We start from the raw sequence: 16,735 nt of genomic DNA, 5'->3' as shown, positions 1-16,735 counted from the left end.
GCCGGTTCCGTCCTCAAGCGCCGGACGGGCTTGAGATGTGCGGGTTTCCCGTCGGGTGCGGCCGCCCACGCCCGGTGGGTGGCGGTGGGGTCCCTCCGGGGAGATCTCCTCGGAACTGGCGTGTTCACCCGGGTACGCGATTGACCCGGGTCGTACGCCAGTCCCTGCGGGGACTCCCCTGCACGCCCCCACCCACCCGTCGCGCGCCTGCACACCGGCGACACGACCGCCGCAGACGCGGGACGGCCGGTCCGGGGCCGTGCAGGGGAGTCCCCGCAGGACGACGCACACCGACCCGGGTCCTTCGCGTACCGGCGGAACGTGCGGCGTCCGAGGAGATCTCCCCGGAGGGGCCCCGGACCCCCACCACCGGACAGAGGCGTGCCGCACCCCACGGGGCGACCCGCGCAATTCAAGCCCGTCCGGCGCTTGAGGACGGAACCCTCAGCCCCGGACCGGGGCAAGGGCAGGACCGCCACTGCCGCCCGCCCAAGGGCCCCGCACCACATCAAGCCCGTCCGGCACTTGAGGACGGAACCCTCAACCCCGGACCGGGGGCAGGACCAAGGAACCCCGCACCCCGGACCGGGGCAAGGCCAGGACCCCCACTGCCGCCCGCCCAAGGGCCCCGCACCCCCCTTGACGCAACCGCACACGCTCCGTAACTTGTCCACGCATGTGAATGCCATCCACACATCGGGCGAGCCCGCGCTCACCACGCACCGGGCGAGCGCCGGCTCGCCACGCGCCGACCACCGAGGAGACCCACGTATGTCCGCTCCCCGCACCGTCCTGCTCACCGGTGCCGCCGGTGGTCTCGGCACCCTGATGCGCGGACTGCTGCCCGCCCACGGCTACGCGCTCCGCCTGTTCGACATGGTCCCCGTCGAGGGCGAGCCGGACGCGATCACCGCGGACCTCGGCGACAAGGAGGCGCTGCGCGAGGCCGTGCGGGGCGTCGATGCGATCATCCACCTTGCGGGCATCTCCCTGGAAGCCTCTTTCGACAAGATCCTCCGGGCGAACATCGAGGGCACGTACAACCTCTACGAGGCCGCCCTCGCGGAAGGTGTCCGGCGGATCGTCTTCGCGTCCTCCAACCACGCGGTCGGCTTCACCCCCCGACCGCTCCCCGGCGACCCGCTCATCACCATCGACACCCCGCGCCGACCGGACACCTTCTACGGGCTGTCCAAGTCCTTCGGCGAGGACCTCGCCCAGCTGTACTGGGACCGGCACGGCCTGGAGACCGTCTCCGTACGCATCGGGTCCTGCTTCCCCGAGCCGACATCCGTGCGGATGCTGTCCGTCTGGATGAGCCCCGCCGACGGCGCGCGCCTCTTCGACGCCGCGCTCACCGCCGAGAACGTGGGCCACACCGTGATCCACGGCTCCTCGGACAACACCCGCCTGTGGTGGGACCTGACGACGGCCCGCTCCCTCGGCTACGCACCGCAGGACGACTCGGAGGAGTACGCGGCGAAGCTCATCGCCGAACACGGCGAGCTCGACCCGGACAACCCGGACCACGCCCACCTCGGCGGCCACTTCTGCACCAACCCGCCGATCTGGCCGTACTGAGCGGAGACCGGCGGCAGCGGTCGCTGCCGCCGTACGGGCGAAGCCGCCCGAAGGTAAGGGAACGGCAAAGCCGGGTCGGTCGTTACCCCTTGCATGACCGCTATGACACCCGGCTCGAACATCCCCCTCTCCGCCCCCCGCGTGGCGGTGGACGTCGCCGCGCCCGTGCGGCTCGACGTATCGGGCCTGCTGCTCACCGCCGACGGCAAGGTGCGCTCCGACGACGACTTCATCTTCTACAACCAGCCCGTCGGCCCGGGTGTGACCTACCGCTCCGGCGGCGGCACCGCACCCGACGCGATCGTGGTGGACACCGCGGCCGTGCCGCCCGGCATCGAGAAGATCGTCGTCACCGCGAGCCCGGACGGAGCGGGTCAGACCTTCCAGGGCATCGAGCCCACCGCCACCGTGCGCAACGCCGACGACGGCAGCGCGCTCGCCACGTTCACCCCGCCCCGGCTGGGCGCCGAGACCGCGCTCGTGGTCATCGAGGTCTACCGCCGGGGCGGCGCCTGGAAGGCCCGCGCTGTCGGCCAGGGCTATGCCGACGGGCTGGCCGGCATCGCCACCGACTTCGGCGTCTCGGTCGAGGAGGAGCCCGCCGTCGCGCCCGTCGCCGTCACTCCCCCGGCCCCCGTCGCCGCGCCGGTCGACCCCCGGATCGCCGCTCCCCCGGTCGCACCCCCGGCGCCCCCGGCACCCCCCGCGCCTCCGGCACCCCCCGCCTCCGGGAAGATCAATCTCGACAAGGGCCGGGTCAGCCTGCAGAAGAACCAGACGGTGTCGCTGGTCAAGGGCGGCCGCCCGCTGCTCTCCCAGGTCAAGATGGGCCTCGGCTGGGAGCCCGCCTTCCGGGGCAAGGACATCGACCTCGACGCCTCGGTGATCGCCTACGGCCCCAACCGCAATCATCTGGAGAGCTGCTACTTCGGCAAGCTGTCCATCCTGAACGGCGCCATCAAGCACTCGGGCGACAACCTCACCGGCGAGGGCGCCGGCGACGACGAGGTGATCGTCGTCGACCTGGGCCGTATCCCCCCGGAGGCGACCGGCCTGGTGTTCACGGTCAACTCGTTCACCGGCCAGAAGTTCACCGAGGTGGCCAAGGCCTACTGCCGGCTGATCGACGGCACCACCGGCGAGGAACTGGTCCGCTTCGATCTGACCGGCGCCGAGCCGCAGACCGGCGTGATGATGGCGAAGCTGATCAAGCAGTTCTCCGGCGAGTGGGAGATGACCGCGATGGGCGACTTCGTGAAGTCGCGCACCGTCCGCGGCATGGTCAAGCCCGCCGCGCAGTCCCTGTAGGGACCGCAGCCCCTGGAGGGACCGGGCGACGCCACAACGTCTTCAGGGGCACCCGGCTGGCTGCGGGTGCCCCTGAAGGCGGTCGGCGAACGAGGCTGGCGTACGCGGCGCGTGCTCGGCGCTTCTCTCAGAGCTTGGTCAGCTTGGAGTACGGGCTCAGGATCCTCCCCTGCCGCCCCGAGAAGTCGATGAGCACTGCGTCGTTGTCGCCCTCGACAGCAAGGACTCGACCGAGTCCGAACTGGTCATGCGACACCCTGTCGCCCACATCGAACAATTCGACCGGTGGGGCCGCCTGGGCCGGGCGGTTGAAGGGACTGGAAGGCAGGTGACGCCGGGATCCGGCTGACTGTTTCATTACCTTGAGTATGCGCCCTGGAAACGCCCGACGCCATGCCCGACCGCTCCTGGGGCCCCACTGATGCCGGATTCGTAATCAGCGGTTCCGGTGCCGGCGGGTGCCCGGACCCGCTTCCGGCCGGGCACCGACTGGCCGAAAGGCCTTACTTGTCGCGTCCCGGCTGACGCTTCCACGGACCGGTGATGGCCAGCATGATGCCGGGTGTCTGGATGTTGGCGAAGAGCGTCCTGCCGTCGGGCGAGAACGTCACACCGGTGAACTCGCTGTACTCGGGATCGGCCTCCGTGCCGAGGTTCAGCTCGTTGCGGGCGATGGGGTAGGTGCGGCCGCTCTCGGTCGCGCCGAAGAGGTGCTGGACGCCCTCGCCGTCCTCGGCGATGACCAGGCCGCCGTAGGGCGAGACCGTGATGTTGTCCGGACCGTCGAAGGCGCCGTCCTTGGACGGGTCGGCGTTGACGCCGAGGAGCACCTTCAGCGTCAGCGTGCGGCGCTTCGGGTCGTAGAACCAGACCTGGCCGTCGTGCGGGACGGGGCTCTCCGCGCGGGCGAACGAGGAGACGATGTAGGCGCCGCCGTCACCCCACCACATGCCTTCGAGCTTGCGGGCGCGGGTGATGGCCTTGTCGCCGAACTGCTTGCGCACCGAGACGCTCTTGGCATCACGGTCGGGCACGTCGACCCAGTCCACGCCGTACACGGTGCCGATCTTCGTGGCACGCGAGAGGTCGTCGACGAACGCTCCGCTCTTGTCGAAGCACTTGGTGGCCTGCAGCACACCGGCGTCGTCGGCGAGGGTGCGGAGCTTGCCGCGGCCGTGCTTGAAACCGTGCGGCGGGACCCAGCGGTAGAGCAGTCCGTTGGGGCCGGACGCGTCCTCGGTGAGGTAGGCGTGGCCACGCTTGGGGTCGATCACGACGGCCTCGTGGGCGTACCGGCCGAACGCCTTGATGGGACGCGGGTCACGGTTGGCGCGCTTGTCGTACGGGTCGACCTCGAAGACGTAGCCGTGGTCCTTGAGCAGGCCGTTCTTCCCGGCCTTGTCCTCGGTCTCCTCGCAGGTCAGCCAGGTGCCCCACGGCGTGGAGCCGCCGGCGCAGTTGGTGGAGGTGCCGGCGATGCCGACCCACTCGGCGGTGCGGCCGTCGCGGCGGGTCTCCACCACGGTGCAGCCGCCCGCCGCGACCGGGTCGTAGACGAGGCCGTCGGTGAGCGGGACCGGGTGCTCCCAGCCGGCCCGGGTACCGCTCAGCTCGTGGTTGTTCACCAGCAGGGTCACACCGCGCGCGCCCTCGAAGGCGGCGGTGCCGTCGTGGTTGGAGGGGGTGGACTCGCCGGTCTCCAGCTTGGTGACGCCACTGTGCGTGATGACCTTGTACGAGAATCCGGCCGGCAGCGCGAGTATGCCCTTCGGGTCGGAGTGCAGCGGCCCGTAGCCGGGCTCGTGGCCGTGGCCGTGGCCGTGTCCGTCGTGGTCGTGGTCGTGACCGTGGCCGTGGTCGTCGTGGCCGTGCTGCGAGTCCCCGGCGGCGAGGGCGCCGGGTGCGGTGGCCAGCGCGGCGACGGTTCCGGTGAGGGCGATGCCGGCACCGGTGAGGGCGGACTGTCTGGTGAATTCCCTGCGCGTGAAGGCCATCACGTACTCCTGGTGCAGCTGGGCGGGTTGTTGGTGCGCTCACCGTCCCGCCCTTGCGCCAACATCAGTTGAACTGAGGACGACTTCGAGGGAATTCCTTCCGTGAACATCCTCGACGGCCGGTGGCCGGACCCGCTGGTCCGGCCACCCGCCCCATCAGGTTCCTCAGCTGTCCGAACCGCTCCGGGAGCGGGCCTTGAACGCGGCCTTGCGGGCGTCCTTCGCCTGCTTCTTGTCGCTGTGCAGCCGTCCCATCGCCTCCAGGACGTCTCCCGTCGCCGGGTGGTCCACCCGCCATGCCTCGTCGAAGAAGCCGCTGTGCTGGCCGGACAGCCCTTCGACCAGGCCCTGGAGCTCGTCCAGATCGCCGTCCGCCTCGAGCTGCGCCGCGATCGTGTCGATGGCGAGCCAGAAGATCATCGCCTCCGAGGGAGGCGGTACGTCGGCGGCGCCCCGCTCGGCGAGCCAGACCCGGGCGAGTCCGCCCAGTTCCGGGTCGCCCAGCACCGCGCGCACCGCCGGTTCGGCGTCCGCGCCGACCAGGGCGAGCGCCTGCTGACAGTGCAGCCGGCGCAGGGGTGCCTGCGGGTCCTCGCCACGTGCGGCGTCCAGGAGTTCACCGGCGGCCCCGTCGGCGCCGTGGCGCGCGAGCCACAGCTCGATCTCACCGCGGGCCGCCGCCTCGGGGTAGTACGCGATGCCGCCGAGCAGCACATCGGCGCCCTTGTCGGCCAGGTCTCCGATGGCCGGGGCGTCCACACCGGCGTCGAGCATCCGGGCCCGGATGCCGTAGATGCCCAGCGGGGTCAGCTTGACCATGCCGTACCGGGTGACGTCGTCGTCGTCGGCGGGCGGCACGGACTCCTCGCCCTCCTCGGCCAGCAACGCCTCGTCCACCGGCCGGTACTCGACGATGCCGATGGGTTCGAGCACCCGGAACTGGTCGTCCAGGCGCATCATCGCGTCCGACACCTGTTCCAGGACGTCGTCGGTGGGCTCGCCCATGTCGTCGGGGACGATCATCGAGGCGGCCAGCGCGGGCAGCGGCACGGCCTCGTCCCCCGCGCCTTCGCCGACCGTGAGCAGGTAGAGGTTGCCGAGGACCCCGTCGAGGAACTCCGCCTCGGTCTCCGGGTCCCAGTCCAGCGCGTCGAAGTCGATCGAGCCGTCGTCTCCGACGAGGTCGGCGAAGTCGTCGAAGACCGGGGCGGTGGCGTCGGCGTGGGCGGCCTCCAGGCCGTCGAGCCAGATCGACAGCACGTCCTGCGGCGAACCGCCGGTCAACAGCGCCAGGTTCTCCCCGGCGGTGACGCTTCCCTCGGCGTCGTCGGCGAAGCCCTCTGCGCCGGGATCCGTATCCGGCTCCTCGACCTCGACCAGGCCGGTGTCGACCGCGAGCCGCCAGGCCTCGCTGGCCTCCGCCGCGCCGTCCTCGTCGGCGGCGAGGCCCAGGTGCTCGGCCGCCGCGGGCAGCTGTGCGTCGACGAGTTCGCCGCCGGCGCCGACTCTCGTGTCGGGGCCGGCCCAGCGGGCGAGCCGGACGGCGCGGGCGAGCAGCGGTGCCGCGAGCGCGTCCCGTGCCAGCTCCGCCTCGGTGTGCAGCCGTACCGGCGGCAGGATGGGGCGCTCTGCGGACATCAGGGGGTCTCCTCGAAAACGTGCGGGCGCACACGTCGCCGGGGCCGCGGCTCCGGTCGCGTACGGGGTCAGGCGGCCCAAGCCTAGACGTATCGCACCCATGGCCGCCCGGTGCACGGGACAGAAGGCGGCCCGCCGTCCGCGGTGCCCGGACAACTGATCTCCGTGCACGGGCGATTGCCGTCCCCGGCAGCCGCTCGGCACCCGTGCCGGCGGGCTATCCGCCCTCGCCCGGCCGCAGGCTGAGCGCCGGGGTGTAGCGGTGCACACCACCGCCGGTGACCCCCGGGTAGGTCTGCACCCGTTCCCACTGCGGCGTCCGCGAGCCGATGCCGTTGCCGGGCGCGGCCAGTGCGTCGATGTGGGCCTGCGCGCTCTCCCACTCCGCGTAGTTGAGCACCCGGGTCCCGTCGGTGCTCACATGGAAGTGGCCGGCGAGTCCGCCGGGCGCCGGGGCCGGATCCGTACCCAGCGCTTCGAACACGCCGTCCACCCAGTCGCGTTGGCGGGCCTTGTCGGCGCCGTCGAACTCGACGTCGACCACCACCACACAACCGGGCGCGCGACCTCCGGGCGAGGAGGACCGGTAGAGCTCGTAGGTGTGCAGTCCGAGCCTTTCGATGCCCGGCACGGCCGCGTCGATCTCGGCGTTGCGCACGTCCCGGCCGTCCCGGACGAAGTCCCGGTAGCTCTCCTCACCGGTCCACTGCGAATAGTGGAAGAGCGTCCCGCCGTCCTCCCCCGTGTAGACGCTGTACGAGAGCAGGCCCGGGTGCGGCCACCGCCTGGACCCCCACGCGGCACGGATGGCCTCGACGGTCCGCCGCCGGCGGTCCGGCGTGCCGGCGTCCCAGGTACTGGCCTTGACGAGTCCCGCATCCGCACGGGTGACATCGGGCCGGGACACGAACTCCACTGTCATCGCTGCTCCCCTCACCGGCGCACCCTTGCGGTGCGTCCGTGACAGCCACCCTGATACGTCAAGCGCGCTTGAGGTCAACCGCGGCTCGCGTGCCTCTCCCCACGCTGACGCATCGGACAACGAACGGAGTACCGCATGACGCTGCGGGTCGAGGAGATCACGCGCGAGCAGCACCTGGCGTTCGTCGCCGGCCGGGGCGCCGCCAGCCATATGCAGGTCCCGTCGTGGGGCGATGTGAAGCCCGACTGGCGCGCGGAGAGCATCGGCTGGCTGGACGAGGACGGCCGGATCGCCGGCGCGGGGCTGGTGCTGTACCGCCCGGTCCCCCGGCTGAAGCGGTATCTGGCCTATCTCCCGGAGGGCCCGGTCATCCCGTGGCACGAGGGCGAGCTGCGCCCCTGGCTGGATCCGCTGGTGGCCCATGCCAGGGCCCGGGGCGCGTTCACGGTACGGATGGGCCCGCCCGTGGTCGCCCGCCGCTGGGACGCCCCGACGGTCAAGGCCGCCGTCGCGGACCCGGCGGCGGCCCGGCTGCGCGACGTGCGGGCGGACGAGACCGAGCCCCGGGCCGCCGAGGTCGTGGAGCAGCTGCGCCGGCTGGGCTGGCGGCAGGGCGCGGACGGGGACACGGACGGCTTCAGCGCCGGGCAGCCCCGGTACGTGTTCCAGGTGCCGTTCGCCGGAAGGTCGCTGGAGGAGGTCCGGGACGGCCTGAACCAGCAGTGGCGGCGCAACATCAAGAAGGCGGAGAAGGCGGGCGTGAAGGTCGTCGAGGGAGGCTTCGACGACCTTCCGGTCTTCTACGAGCTGTACCGGGAGACCGCCGAGCGGGACCGCTTCATCCCCCGGCCGCTCGGCTACTTCCAGCGCATGTGGACCGCTCTGCGGGCCGAGGACCCGGACCGGATGCGGCTCTATCTCGCGCACCACGACGGGGAGGTCCTCTCCGCGGCGACGATGCTGACCGTGGGGACCCATGTCTGGTACTCGTACGGTGCCTCGACGAACCGCCGGCGCGAGGTGCAGCCCAGCAACGCGATCCAGTGGCGGATGATGAGCGACGCGCACGAGCGGGGCGCCGCCGTGTACGACCTGCGGGGCATCACCGACACGCTCGACGAGGGAAACCATCTGCTGGGGCTGCTGCGGTTCAAGGCGGGCACCGGAGGGCGTGCCGCCGAGTACGTCGGCGAGTGGGACTACCCGGTGAACAGGCTGCTGCACAAGGCGTTCGGCCTGTACATGGCCCGGCGCTGAACCGCCCGGGTCACCGGGGCGTGGCGCTGAACCGCGTGGGTCGACACGGTGTCCGGCCGTACATGGCCCGGCGCTGGACCGCCCGGGTCACCGGGGCGTGACGGTGCGCCAGCCCGTCATGTTGAACTCGTCGAGCAGCCGCACGTCGCTGCCCTCCAGCGGAAAGGTGCGGGGCTCCAGGCCGGGGGCGGGGGCGATCTCCAGGGCGTCGCCCTCGATCAGGTCGCCGCCGGTGGGGGTGGAGACCCAGACCAGGAGCGAGCGCATGGTCTTCCCGGGCGCCAGCATGACCTCTTCGGGCCCCTTGTCGTTCCCGAAGTACGACGAGCCCGGGTTCACCTTGACCGGCAGCGCGTCGCCGTTCTCGTCGAGGGCCTGGACCGAGGGGTAGCCGTGGACCCGGTGGGGCTCGGCGCCGCAGTTGGTCAGGGTCAGCCCGACGGCCCGGTGCCCCAGCGCGGCCTCCACGGGTCCCATGTCCACCACGAGGCCCGAGGCCGGGCAGCCTTGGGTGGCGGTGGGTGTGGGGGTCGGCCGGACGACGGGCGCGGACGCGAGGGCCGGCGGCGAGGGCGTCGTCGCCCGCACTCCCCCGGCGGAGGTGCGCGAGGGGCTCGGCCCCGGCTCCCCCTCACCGGCCGGCACGAGGAACCCGGAGCACCCCGTCAGGGCGAGCGTCCCCGCGAGGACGAGGGCCGCTGCCGGGACCGGCCCGCGTATACCCGTGCCCGTCGTCGTCCGCATCCTCATGCACCCCGCCCCGTGTCGCCCCGCCCGCCTGTGCGGCCGATCATGCCAGAACAGGCCCACAGTTGAGCGTTTCTTCACCTTCACCCGAAGAAGAACTAAGTGGACCTTCACGGTCCGGCCGGTCGACACTGCGGGCATGACGCCGCCCGCATCCTCCCGCCCCCGCCCCTTCGGCCGCGCCCTCTGCGCCATGATCACGCCGTTCACCCCGGCCGGTGCCCTCGATACGGGCGCGGCCGCCGCACATGCCGTGACGCTGGTCGCCGGCGGCTGCGACGGTCTGGTGCTCAGCGGCACCACGGGTGAGTCCCCGACCACCTCGGACGCCGAGAAGGCGGCCCTGGTGCGTTCCGTGCGGGAGGCGGTCGGCCCGGACGTGCCGCTGGTCGCCGGAATCGGGACGGCCGACACACGGCACACCGTGGAGCTGGGCAGACAGGCAAAGGAGGCGGGCGCCGACGGACTGCTGGTCGTCGCCCCGTACTACAGCCGGCCCCCGCAGGCCGCCGTCGAGGCGCACTTCCTGCGGGTCGCCGAGTCGGCCGGCCTCCCGCTGATGCTGTACGACATCCCCGGCCGCACCGGCACCCGTATCGAGCCGGCGACCATGCTGCGGCTGGCGGAACACCCGCGCGTCGTGGCGGTGAAGGACTGTTCGTACGACCTGCTGGGGGCGACCGGGGTGATCGCCGCCACCGGGCTGGCGTACTACTCGGGCTGCGAGGAGCTGAATCTGCCGCTGTACGCGGTGGGCGGCGCCGGGTACGTCAGCACGGTGGCCAACGTGGCGCCGCGTCGGCTGCGTGCCGTGCTGGACGCGTTCGACTCCGGGGACACGGCCGGGGCGGCCCGGCTGAACGGTCTCCTGGCCCCGCTCACGGAGCTGATGATGGCGTCCGGGCTGCCGGGTACGGTGACGGCGAAGGCCCTGCTGGACGCGGGCCCGGTCCGTGAACCACTGCAGCCCGCCGGGCGCGAGGCTGCCGACGGGCTGCGCAGGGCGTACGAGGAACTCCTCGCCGCTTAGAGGGTCGGGCAGTTGGGGGCGGAAGAAGGAGGAGCCCTCCAACGCCGCCCACCCGTTGCCGGACCCTCTTTCTCAGTCGTTGCTGTGCAGGACGTCGTTGAGGCCGCCCCAGACCGCGTTGTTCGGGCGGGCCTCGACGGTGCCGCTCACCGAGTTGCGCCGGAAGAGGATGTTCGAGGCGCCGGAGAGCTCGCGCGCCTTGACGACCTGACCGTCCGGCAGGGTGACGCGGGTGCCGGCGGTGACGTACAGGCCGGCCTCCACGACGCACTCGTCACCGAGCGCGATCCCGACACCGGCCTCCGCGCCCACCAGGCAGCGCTCGCCGATCACGATGCGCTCCTTGCCGCCGCCGGAGAGCGTGCCCATGGTGGACGCGCCGCCGCCGATGTCGGAGCCGTCGCCGACGACGACACCGGCCGAGATGCGGCCCTCGACCATGGAGGTTCCGAGGGTGCCGGCGTTGAAGTTGACGAAGCCCTCGTGCATGACCGTGGTGCCGGCGGCGAGGTGCGCGCCGAGGCGTACCCGGTCGGCGTCGGCGATGCGGACACCCTTCGGCGCGACGTAGTCCGTCATGCGGGGGAACTTGTCGACGGAGGTGACCTGGAGGTGCAGGCCCTCGGCGCGGGCGTTCAGCCGCACCTTCTCCACGTCGTCCACGGCGACCGGACCCAGCGAGGTCCAGGCCACGTTCGTGAGGAGGCCGAACAGGCCGTCCAGGTTCTGCCCGTGCGGCCGGACGAGACGGTGCGAGAGCAGGTGCAGGCGCAGGTACGCGTCGTGCGCGTCGAGCGGCTTGTCGTCGAGCGAGGCGATGACCGTGCGGACGGCGACGACCTCGACCCCGCGGCGGGCGTCCACGCCGATGGCCTTGGCGGCGCCCTCACCGAGCAGGTTGACCGCGCGGTCGGGGGTGAGCCGCTCGGTTCCGGCCGGTCCGGGCTCGGCGGTGAGCTCGGGAGCGGGGAACCAGGTGTCGAGAACGGAACCGTCGCCGGCGATGGTGGCGAGGCCGGCGGCGACGGCGCCGGTGGTACGGGGGGAAGTCGTGTCGGTCATGCCCCGAACCTAACCGGCCGGGGGCGGCCCGGGCCAACCGGTCTCAGCGTCCGGGCGTCGCGGACACGGCGCCGGAAGGGCCGGCCCCGTCCTCCTCGCACCGGCCCGCCCGCCGCCGTGCGGGAGCCACCCCCGTGGACTCCCGTACGACGGCCGGTCCGGACCCGGCGTCAGAAGCGCTGCCCCTTCTCGTCGACCACGGCGGCCTGCGCCCGGGCGGTCACGACGAAGGCCGCGGGCGAGTCCAGCGAGCCCTCGCCGGCGTACAGCGAGGTCCGCGCGTTCAGGAGCAGCAGGTCGCGCTCGCCCGGCAGATGGAGGCCGATGGCCGGCCGGTTCAGCACGTCCTGGGTCTGAACGGCCTTGAGCCCGGGGATGGTGGCCATCGCCCGGTAGACCGAGGCGAGCCCCTTCGGATCGGCGGGGTAGGACATCGCCAGCATGGACAGCGCCCGGAAGTCGTGCTCGGCGGTGGTCTCGCCCTCGCCCGGGTAGAACGCGCGGGCCTGCTTCTTCACCTGCTCCAGGTCGGACGGGAGCTGCGCGAGGAACGTGAACCGCTCACGTGGAGAGTGGTCGTCGCCCGACTTCCCGTTCTCGAACTCCGGGTCCGCGTAGCGGTACCAGTGCTCTATCACCCGCAGGCCGTCCGCCTCGTCCCCCGACCTGCCTTCCTTCGCCAGATCCATCAGTTCGCGTTGCACGTCCTCGATGTCTGCGCCCCCGTCCCCGCCCAGCGGTGAGCCGTCCTTCGTGTCCGCCACCAGTTCCTTCGTGTAGACCCACTGCCCGTCCCCCGGCGCCGGCACCGGATCGTCCGCGACCTCACCGGCCGCGTCCCTCAGCACCTGCGCGGCGCTGCCCAGCTCTGATACGACGACGGGGGCGGCGCCCTGGGGCGCGGCCCGGTCGCCGCCGATGACCTGGGTGCTGATGACGGCCCCCATGACGACCGCCGCCGCGGTCGCCACGGCGGCGATCCGCCAGTCGGCGCGCAGGCGGCGTCGTCCCGCCGCCCGGGTCAGCCGCTGCCGGCCCCCGGCCAGGGCCGCCCGGTCCGGTACCGGTGCTTCGGCGCGCAGTTCCCGCAGCAGTGACATCTCATCCGTGTCCATGGGCCACCTCCAGGCCTTCGGTAACGACTGTGGGATCTGTGCCGAGGGTCTGGCGGACCTTGCGGCGGGCCCGGTTGAGCCGGGAGCGGACCGTGCCGACGGGCACGGAGAGCGCGTCGGCCACCTCCTGGTAGCTGAGATCGGCCCAGGCGATCAGCAGGAGAACGTGCCGGTCGCCGGTGGACAGCGCGGCGAGGGCGCCCGCGAGCCGGCTGTGGGCCGCCTGGGCGCTGACCCGGTGGTCGGCGCGCTCGCTCCAGGACTCGGCCACCGGGTCGGTTCCGGTGCGGGCCAGCGCGCGCAGCGCCCTGACCTCGCTGCGGCGGTGCTTGCCGATGAGATTGGCCGCGATGCCGTACAGCCAGGGCCGTGCGCTGTCCCGGCCGGTGTCGAAGCGGGCGCGGGAGCGGAAGGCGGCCAGGAAGGTGTCGGCGGTGATGTCGTCGGCCGCGCTTTCGCCGAGGCGGCGGGCGGCGTAGCGGTGGATGTCGGCGGCGTACCGGTCGTAGAGCAGCGCGAAGGTCTCGGGCCGCTCCAGCGACTGGCTGACCACGGCCGCGTCGTCGTCTCTCGGTGGTCCGGTCACGGTGTCTCCGTCTTCTTCAGCAGTTCCGCACGAGGCGGGTCATCTGCTGTTGCCCGAAGCGGCCATCCGGGTTCACGGAGGCGGGTTCACCCGCAGATCCGGCCCAGCATCTCCCGCGCGTACGCCTCGTCATAGACCCCGTCGGTGAGCAGAACCTGCAGACAGATCCCGTCCATCAGGGCGATCAGTGCGCGTGCCGTGGCCGGGCCGGTGCACGGTGCCAGGAGCGCGGCCGTGTCGTCGGCCCACTCCGCGGCGACGGGACGCAGCGCGGGCCGGCGCAGGGCGGCGAGGTAGAGCTCGTACTCCAGCTCCGGCCGGCTGCGTCCGTCGCCGAAGAACTCACCGAGCAGCCGGGCGAGTTCGCCCGCGAGGTCCGCGTCCGGGTCGGCGAGGGCGGGGCTCTGCCGCATGAGCGTGGCGAAGTTCTCGTTCGTGCGGCGCAGGGCGGCGATCAGCAGCTCGTCCAGCGAGGCGAAGTGGTACGTCGTCGAGCCGAGCGGCACATCGGCCTCGGCGGCGACGGAGCGGTGGCTGAGCCCGGCGATGCCCTTGGCACCGACCACCCGGATCGCCGCGTCGATGATCCGCTCCCGCCGCTCGGGGTCGTACCTGCGCGCCATCAGTGCGCGCCGCCCAGGTTGAGGACCACCACACCGGCGATGACCAGGGCGATGCCCGCCGCTTTGACCGGGCTGCCGGACTCCCCCATGAACAGCATGCCGATGACGGCGACGGCGGCCGTCCCGATACCGGCCCAGATCGCGTAGGCCGTGCCCATCGACATCGTCTTGAGGGTCTGGGCGAGGAGCGAGAAGGCCAGCAGGTATCCGGCGACGGTGATCAGAGAGGGCCACAGGCGGGTGAATCCCTCGCTGTACTTCATGGCGGTCGTCCCCGCCACCTCTGCCGCTATGGCCGCGGCCAGCAGTCCGTATCCCATGTGTACGAGTGTACGCATGATGTGTACGCACGTACGCAAAGGATCCGCGGGAGCCCTTGGTCCGAATGGGTGACAAGGGCGCTACCGTGGTCCGTCCAGTACATGCCAGATCATGATCGACTGACCGACGGAGCAGCAGTGGCGCAGGACGCAGGGTGGGGTGGCGGTGCGTACGGGGGTGCGCCGTACGGGGGACCTCCGGGCCCGCCCGGCTGGGGCGGCTGGGGCGGTGGCTGGATGCCGCCGAAGCCCGGGGTGGTCCCGCTGGGGCCGATGAGGCTCGGGGACGTCATGGGCGGCGCGTTCGCCACCGTCGGCCGCTACGGCAAGCAGTTGCTCGGCGTCGGCGGCGCCGCGTACGGCGGCGCGCTGGCCGTGGTGCTGACGGCCGCCGCGATCGCCTATTCGGCGGTGGCGGACCATCTGGACCGGATCATGGCGCTCGGCTCGGACGAGGACCCCCGTGCCGAGGACTGGGTGCCGCTGCTCATCGCCTTCAGCGCGGTCGCGCTGGTGGGCCTGATCGTCACCGTGCTCTCCACGGCCCTGATGTACACGGCGGTGCCCGCGGTTCTCCAGGAGGCGGTCCTGGGCCGCCCGACGACGTTCTCCGACATCTGGCGGCGGGCCTGGAGCCGGATGCCCGCCGTGGTCGGGACGGTGCTGCTGACCTGGCTGATCGTGATGGTCCCGATCCTGCTCGCCTGGGTCGGCTTCGTCGCCATCGTGATCGCCGCGGTCAGCTCGGACGGCGGCGGCGGGCAGATCGCGGTGATCCTGACCGGCGTCCTGGGCGCCCTGGCGACGGCCCCGCTGGCGGCCTGGCTCTGGGTGAAGTTCAGCCTGGCCCCCTCGGCCGTCGTCTTCGAGGGCCAGGGCCCGATCGGGGCGCTGCGCCGCTCGTCCCGGCTGGTGCGCGGCGACTGGTGGCGGATCTTCGGGATCACGCTGCTGGCCGGGGCCGTCGCCGGGTTCGCCGGCTATCTGATCCAGATCCCGTTCTCGCTGCTCGGCACGTTCTCGGGCATGCTCGGCACGGTGAACCTGGGCGACGACCCGAACCCGACGGCGGTCATCGCCGCCGTCAGCGGCTATGTGCTGTCGATACTCGTCGGCCAGCTGGTCTCCCAGCTGGTCGTGGCCACCTTCCCGCCGCTGGTGACCGGGCTGCTGTACGTCGACCGCCGGATCCGCACCGAGGAGCTCGGGCCCGTACTCGCCGAGGCCGCCGCGGTGCCGCCGCAGTACACGGAGTAACGGCTCCCGGAGGGCCGCCCGTCGGTGGGACGCTCAGTCGATGAGCGAGTTCTTCGGGGACAGCACACAGAACTCGTTGCCCTCGGGGTCCTCCAGCACCACGAAGGTCGCGCTGCCCGGCTGCCCGACGTCGGTGCGCCGGGCACCGAGCCCGATGATGCGCTCGACCTCGGCGTCCTGGTCGTCGGGGGCCAGGTCGATGTGCAGCCGGTTCTTGATCTCCTTCGTCTCGGGCACGGGGACGAAGGTGATGCCCGGCAGCGCGTCCTTGTCCGCGCCGATGACGATCTCGTCCTCGGCCTCGAAGAGGACCTCCCAGTCGAGCACCCCGCACCAGAACCGGGCGAGCGAGGGAAGGTCGCGGGTGTCGACGACGATGCTGTAAAAGGAAACGGCCATGCCCGCCAGTCTGCCTGGCGGGCATGGCCGTTCGGGTAAGAACCCGCGGAAGGGCCCCGGAAGGCCCAGCCGTTCGTGTACGGAGTGCTCAGACGTTGAAGCCCAGCGCGCGCAGCTGCTCGCGGCCGTCGTCCGTGATCTTGTCCGGGCCCCACGGCGGCATCCAGACCCAGTTGATCCGGAGTTCGTTGACGATGCCGTCGGTGGCGGACTTCGCCTGGTCCTCGATGACATCGGTCAGCGGGCAGGCCGCGGACGTCAGGGTCATGTCGAGGGTCGCGATGTTGGCGTCGTCGATGTGGATGCCGTAGATGAGGCCCAGGTTGACGACGTCGATGCCCAGCTCGGGGTCGACGACGTCGTACAGCGCCTCGCGGACCTCCTCCTCGGAGGCCGGCTTCGTCGTGAGAGTCTCGTTCTCGCTCATGCGGTCTTCCCTTCGGACAGCGCCTTCGCCGTCGCGTCCTTCCACGCCATCCAGCTCAGCAGCGCGCACTTGACCCGGGCCGGGTACTTGGAGACACCGGCGAACGCGACCGCGTCCTCCAGCACCTCCTCCATCGCGTCGTCCGGCTCCAGCTGTCCCTTGGACTGCATCAGCTCCAGGAACGCGGCCTGGATCTTCTGGGCCTCGCCCAGTTCCTTGCCGACCAGCAGCTCGTTCAGCACGGAGGCGCTGGCCTGGCTGATGGAGCAGCCCTGGCCCTCGTAACTCACATCGGCGATCGTCTCGCCGTCGTACCGCACCCGCAACGTGATCTCGTCACCACACGTCGGATTGACGTGGTGCACCTCGGCGTCGCCGTCCCGCAGGCCACGCCCGTGGGGGTGCTTGTAGTGGTCCAGGATCACTTCCTGGTACATGGAATCAAGCTTCACCAGTCAACCCTCAGCCG

The 16,735-nt window shown here is 71.8% G+C and carries 18 protein-coding genes; 5 read left to right on the top strand and 13 right to left on the bottom strand.

The window, feature by feature from the left end:
- The first annotated feature begins 771 nt into the window (after positions 1-771).
- Both ACIQMX_RS22795 and ACIQMX_RS22790 read left to right on the top strand, forming a co-directional pair.
- A complete protein-coding gene (locus ACIQMX_RS22795) occupies positions 772-1,581 on the top strand; it encodes an NAD-dependent epimerase/dehydratase family protein (protein WP_402480592.1) in 810 nt (269 codons plus the stop codon).
- 93 nt (positions 1,582-1,674) lie between these two features.
- Positions 1,675-2,889, top strand: a complete 1,215-nt coding sequence (locus tag ACIQMX_RS22790; RefSeq protein ID WP_402480590.1) for a TerD family protein — start codon at positions 1,675-1,677, stop codon at positions 2,887-2,889.
- A 127-nt stretch (positions 2,890-3,016) separates the two neighbouring features.
- Here ACIQMX_RS22790 and ACIQMX_RS22785 read toward each other — a convergent pair whose 3' ends face one another.
- The 4 genes from ACIQMX_RS22785 to ACIQMX_RS22770 all read right to left on the bottom strand — a co-directional run bounded on the left by ACIQMX_RS22785 (position 3,017) and on the right by ACIQMX_RS22770 (position 7,443).
- Positions 3,017-3,247, bottom strand: coding sequence for a hypothetical protein (locus ACIQMX_RS22785; RefSeq protein ID WP_037711258.1), 231 nt, complete (start codon positions 3,245-3,247; stop codon positions 3,017-3,019).
- 145 nt (positions 3,248-3,392) lie between these two features.
- A complete protein-coding gene (locus tag ACIQMX_RS22780) occupies positions 3,393-4,883 on the bottom strand; it encodes an alkaline phosphatase PhoX (protein WP_402480587.1) in 1,491 nt (496 codons plus the stop codon).
- A gap of 165 nt (positions 4,884-5,048) precedes the next feature.
- Entirely contained in the window at positions 5,049-6,521 is a 1,473-nt protein-coding gene (locus ACIQMX_RS22775) for a hypothetical protein (protein ID WP_402480584.1), read from the bottom strand.
- Between the two features lie 217 nt (positions 6,522-6,738).
- On the bottom strand, positions 6,739-7,443 hold the full coding sequence (locus tag ACIQMX_RS22770) for an antibiotic biosynthesis monooxygenase (RefSeq protein ID WP_363075661.1): 705 nt from the start codon (positions 7,441-7,443) through the stop codon (positions 6,739-6,741).
- A 135-nt stretch (positions 7,444-7,578) separates the two neighbouring features.
- On the opposite strand from ACIQMX_RS22770, the gene ACIQMX_RS22765 reads away from it, so the two are divergent.
- Positions 7,579-8,700, top strand: coding sequence for a lipid II:glycine glycyltransferase FemX (locus ACIQMX_RS22765; RefSeq protein WP_402480582.1), 1,122 nt, complete (start codon positions 7,579-7,581; stop codon positions 8,698-8,700).
- A gap of 87 nt (positions 8,701-8,787) precedes the next feature.
- Here ACIQMX_RS22765 and ACIQMX_RS22760 read toward each other — a convergent pair whose 3' ends face one another.
- Positions 8,788-9,450: a DUF4232 domain-containing protein gene (locus tag ACIQMX_RS22760; protein ID WP_402480580.1), complete on the bottom strand. Its 663-nt coding sequence runs from the start codon at positions 9,448-9,450 to the stop codon at positions 8,788-8,790.
- A gap of 136 nt (positions 9,451-9,586) precedes the next feature.
- Between ACIQMX_RS22760 and dapA the strand changes: the two genes are divergently transcribed.
- A complete protein-coding gene (dapA, locus tag ACIQMX_RS22755) occupies positions 9,587-10,477 on the top strand; it encodes a 4-hydroxy-tetrahydrodipicolinate synthase (RefSeq protein ID WP_402480578.1) in 891 nt (296 codons plus the stop codon).
- Between the two features lie 72 nt (positions 10,478-10,549).
- Here the strand turns inward: dapA and dapD are convergent, their stop codons facing one another.
- From dapD to ACIQMX_RS22730, 5 genes are all read right to left on the bottom strand, one after another.
- Positions 10,550-11,539, bottom strand: a complete 990-nt coding sequence (gene dapD, locus ACIQMX_RS22750; protein WP_363075669.1) for a 2,3,4,5-tetrahydropyridine-2,6-dicarboxylate N-succinyltransferase — start codon at positions 11,537-11,539, stop codon at positions 10,550-10,552.
- A gap of 170 nt (positions 11,540-11,709) precedes the next feature.
- A complete protein-coding gene (locus ACIQMX_RS22745; protein ID WP_402480576.1) occupies positions 11,710-12,654 on the bottom strand; it encodes a CU044_5270 family protein in 945 nt (314 codons plus the stop codon).
- Entirely contained in the window at positions 12,641-13,240 is a 600-nt protein-coding gene (locus ACIQMX_RS22740) for an RNA polymerase sigma factor (RefSeq protein ID WP_363075673.1), read from the bottom strand. Before ACIQMX_RS22740 ends, ACIQMX_RS22745 begins: the two co-directional genes overlap by 14 nt.
- Before the next feature lie 86 nt (positions 13,241-13,326).
- Positions 13,327-13,863, bottom strand: coding sequence for a TetR family transcriptional regulator (locus tag ACIQMX_RS22735; protein WP_363075675.1), 537 nt, complete (start codon positions 13,861-13,863; stop codon positions 13,327-13,329).
- Positions 13,863-14,183: a multidrug efflux SMR transporter gene (locus ACIQMX_RS22730; RefSeq protein ID WP_266777356.1), complete on the bottom strand. Its 321-nt coding sequence runs from the start codon at positions 14,181-14,183 to the stop codon at positions 13,863-13,865. The genes ACIQMX_RS22735 and ACIQMX_RS22730 overlap by 1 nt, the downstream gene beginning before the upstream one ends.
- A 138-nt stretch (positions 14,184-14,321) precedes the next feature.
- Here ACIQMX_RS22730 and ACIQMX_RS22725 point away from each other — a divergent pair, with 138 nt between their 5' ends.
- Positions 14,322-15,440, top strand: coding sequence for a hypothetical protein (locus ACIQMX_RS22725; protein ID WP_402480571.1), 1,119 nt, complete (start codon positions 14,322-14,324; stop codon positions 15,438-15,440).
- A 33-nt stretch (positions 15,441-15,473) separates the two neighbouring features.
- Here the strand turns inward: ACIQMX_RS22725 and ACIQMX_RS22720 are convergent, their stop codons facing one another.
- The 3 genes from ACIQMX_RS22720 to sufU form a co-directional block, all read right to left on the bottom strand.
- Positions 15,474-15,839, bottom strand: coding sequence for a VOC family protein (locus ACIQMX_RS22720; RefSeq protein ID WP_363075679.1), 366 nt, complete (start codon positions 15,837-15,839; stop codon positions 15,474-15,476).
- A gap of 88 nt (positions 15,840-15,927) precedes the next feature.
- Complete coding sequence (locus ACIQMX_RS22715) at positions 15,928-16,266, bottom strand: metal-sulfur cluster assembly factor (RefSeq protein ID WP_014156915.1); 339 nt, start codon at positions 16,264-16,266, stop codon at positions 15,928-15,930.
- The gene (gene sufU / locus ACIQMX_RS22710) at positions 16,263-16,718 is read right to left on the bottom strand and encodes a Fe-S cluster assembly sulfur transfer protein SufU (protein ID WP_024492621.1); all 456 of its coding nucleotides are present in this window, start codon (positions 16,716-16,718) and stop codon (positions 16,263-16,265) included. Before sufU ends, ACIQMX_RS22715 begins: the two co-directional genes overlap by 4 nt.
- Positions 16,719-16,735 lie beyond the last annotated feature (17 nt).

Source organism: Streptomyces sp. NPDC091416 (genome assembly GCF_044756845.1).
In the GTDB taxonomy this organism is placed as follows: Bacteria; Actinomycetota; Actinomycetes; order Streptomycetales; family Streptomycetaceae; genus Streptomyces.
The sequence above is the reverse complement of the archived record's forward strand: the minus strand, read 5'-3'. Positions and strand labels throughout refer to the sequence as shown.

Bases quoted from the DNA above. Each gene is read 5' to 3' on its own strand.
- ACIQMX_RS22795 (WP_402480592.1), top strand. From the start codon at position 772: ATGTCCGCTCCCCGCACCGTCCTGCTCACCGGTGCCGCCGGTGGTCTC.
- ACIQMX_RS22790 (WP_402480590.1), top strand. From the start codon at position 1,675: ATGACCGCTATGACACCCGGCTCGAACATCCCCCTCTCCGCCCCCCGC.
- ACIQMX_RS22785 (WP_037711258.1), bottom strand. From the start codon at position 3,247: ATGAAACAGTCAGCCGGATCCCGGCGTCACCTGCCTTCCAGTCCCTTC.
- ACIQMX_RS22780 (WP_402480587.1), bottom strand. From the start codon at position 4,883: ATGGCCTTCACGCGCAGGGAATTCACCAGACAGTCCGCCCTCACCGGT.
- ACIQMX_RS22775 (WP_402480584.1), bottom strand. From the start codon at position 6,521: ATGTCCGCAGAGCGCCCCATCCTGCCGCCGGTACGGCTGCACACCGAG.
- ACIQMX_RS22770 (WP_363075661.1), bottom strand. From the start codon at position 7,443: ATGACAGTGGAGTTCGTGTCCCGGCCCGATGTCACCCGTGCGGATGCG.
- ACIQMX_RS22765 (WP_402480582.1), top strand. From the start codon at position 7,579: ATGACGCTGCGGGTCGAGGAGATCACGCGCGAGCAGCACCTGGCGTTC.
- ACIQMX_RS22760 (WP_402480580.1), bottom strand. From the start codon at position 9,450: ATGAGGATGCGGACGACGACGGGCACGGGTATACGCGGGCCGGTCCCG.
- dapA (WP_402480578.1), top strand. From the start codon at position 9,587: ATGACGCCGCCCGCATCCTCCCGCCCCCGCCCCTTCGGCCGCGCCCTC.
- dapD (WP_363075669.1), bottom strand. From the start codon at position 11,539: ATGACCGACACGACTTCCCCCCGTACCACCGGCGCCGTCGCCGCCGGC.
- ACIQMX_RS22745 (WP_402480576.1), bottom strand. From the start codon at position 12,654: ATGGACACGGATGAGATGTCACTGCTGCGGGAACTGCGCGCCGAAGCA.
- ACIQMX_RS22735 (WP_363075675.1), bottom strand. From the start codon at position 13,863: ATGGCGCGCAGGTACGACCCCGAGCGGCGGGAGCGGATCATCGACGCG.
- ACIQMX_RS22730 (WP_266777356.1), bottom strand. From the start codon at position 14,183: ATGGGATACGGACTGCTGGCCGCGGCCATAGCGGCAGAGGTGGCGGGG.
- ACIQMX_RS22720 (WP_363075679.1), bottom strand. From the start codon at position 15,839: ATGGCCGTTTCCTTTTACAGCATCGTCGTCGACACCCGCGACCTTCCC.
- ACIQMX_RS22715 (WP_014156915.1), bottom strand. From the start codon at position 16,266: ATGAGCGAGAACGAGACTCTCACGACGAAGCCGGCCTCCGAGGAGGAG.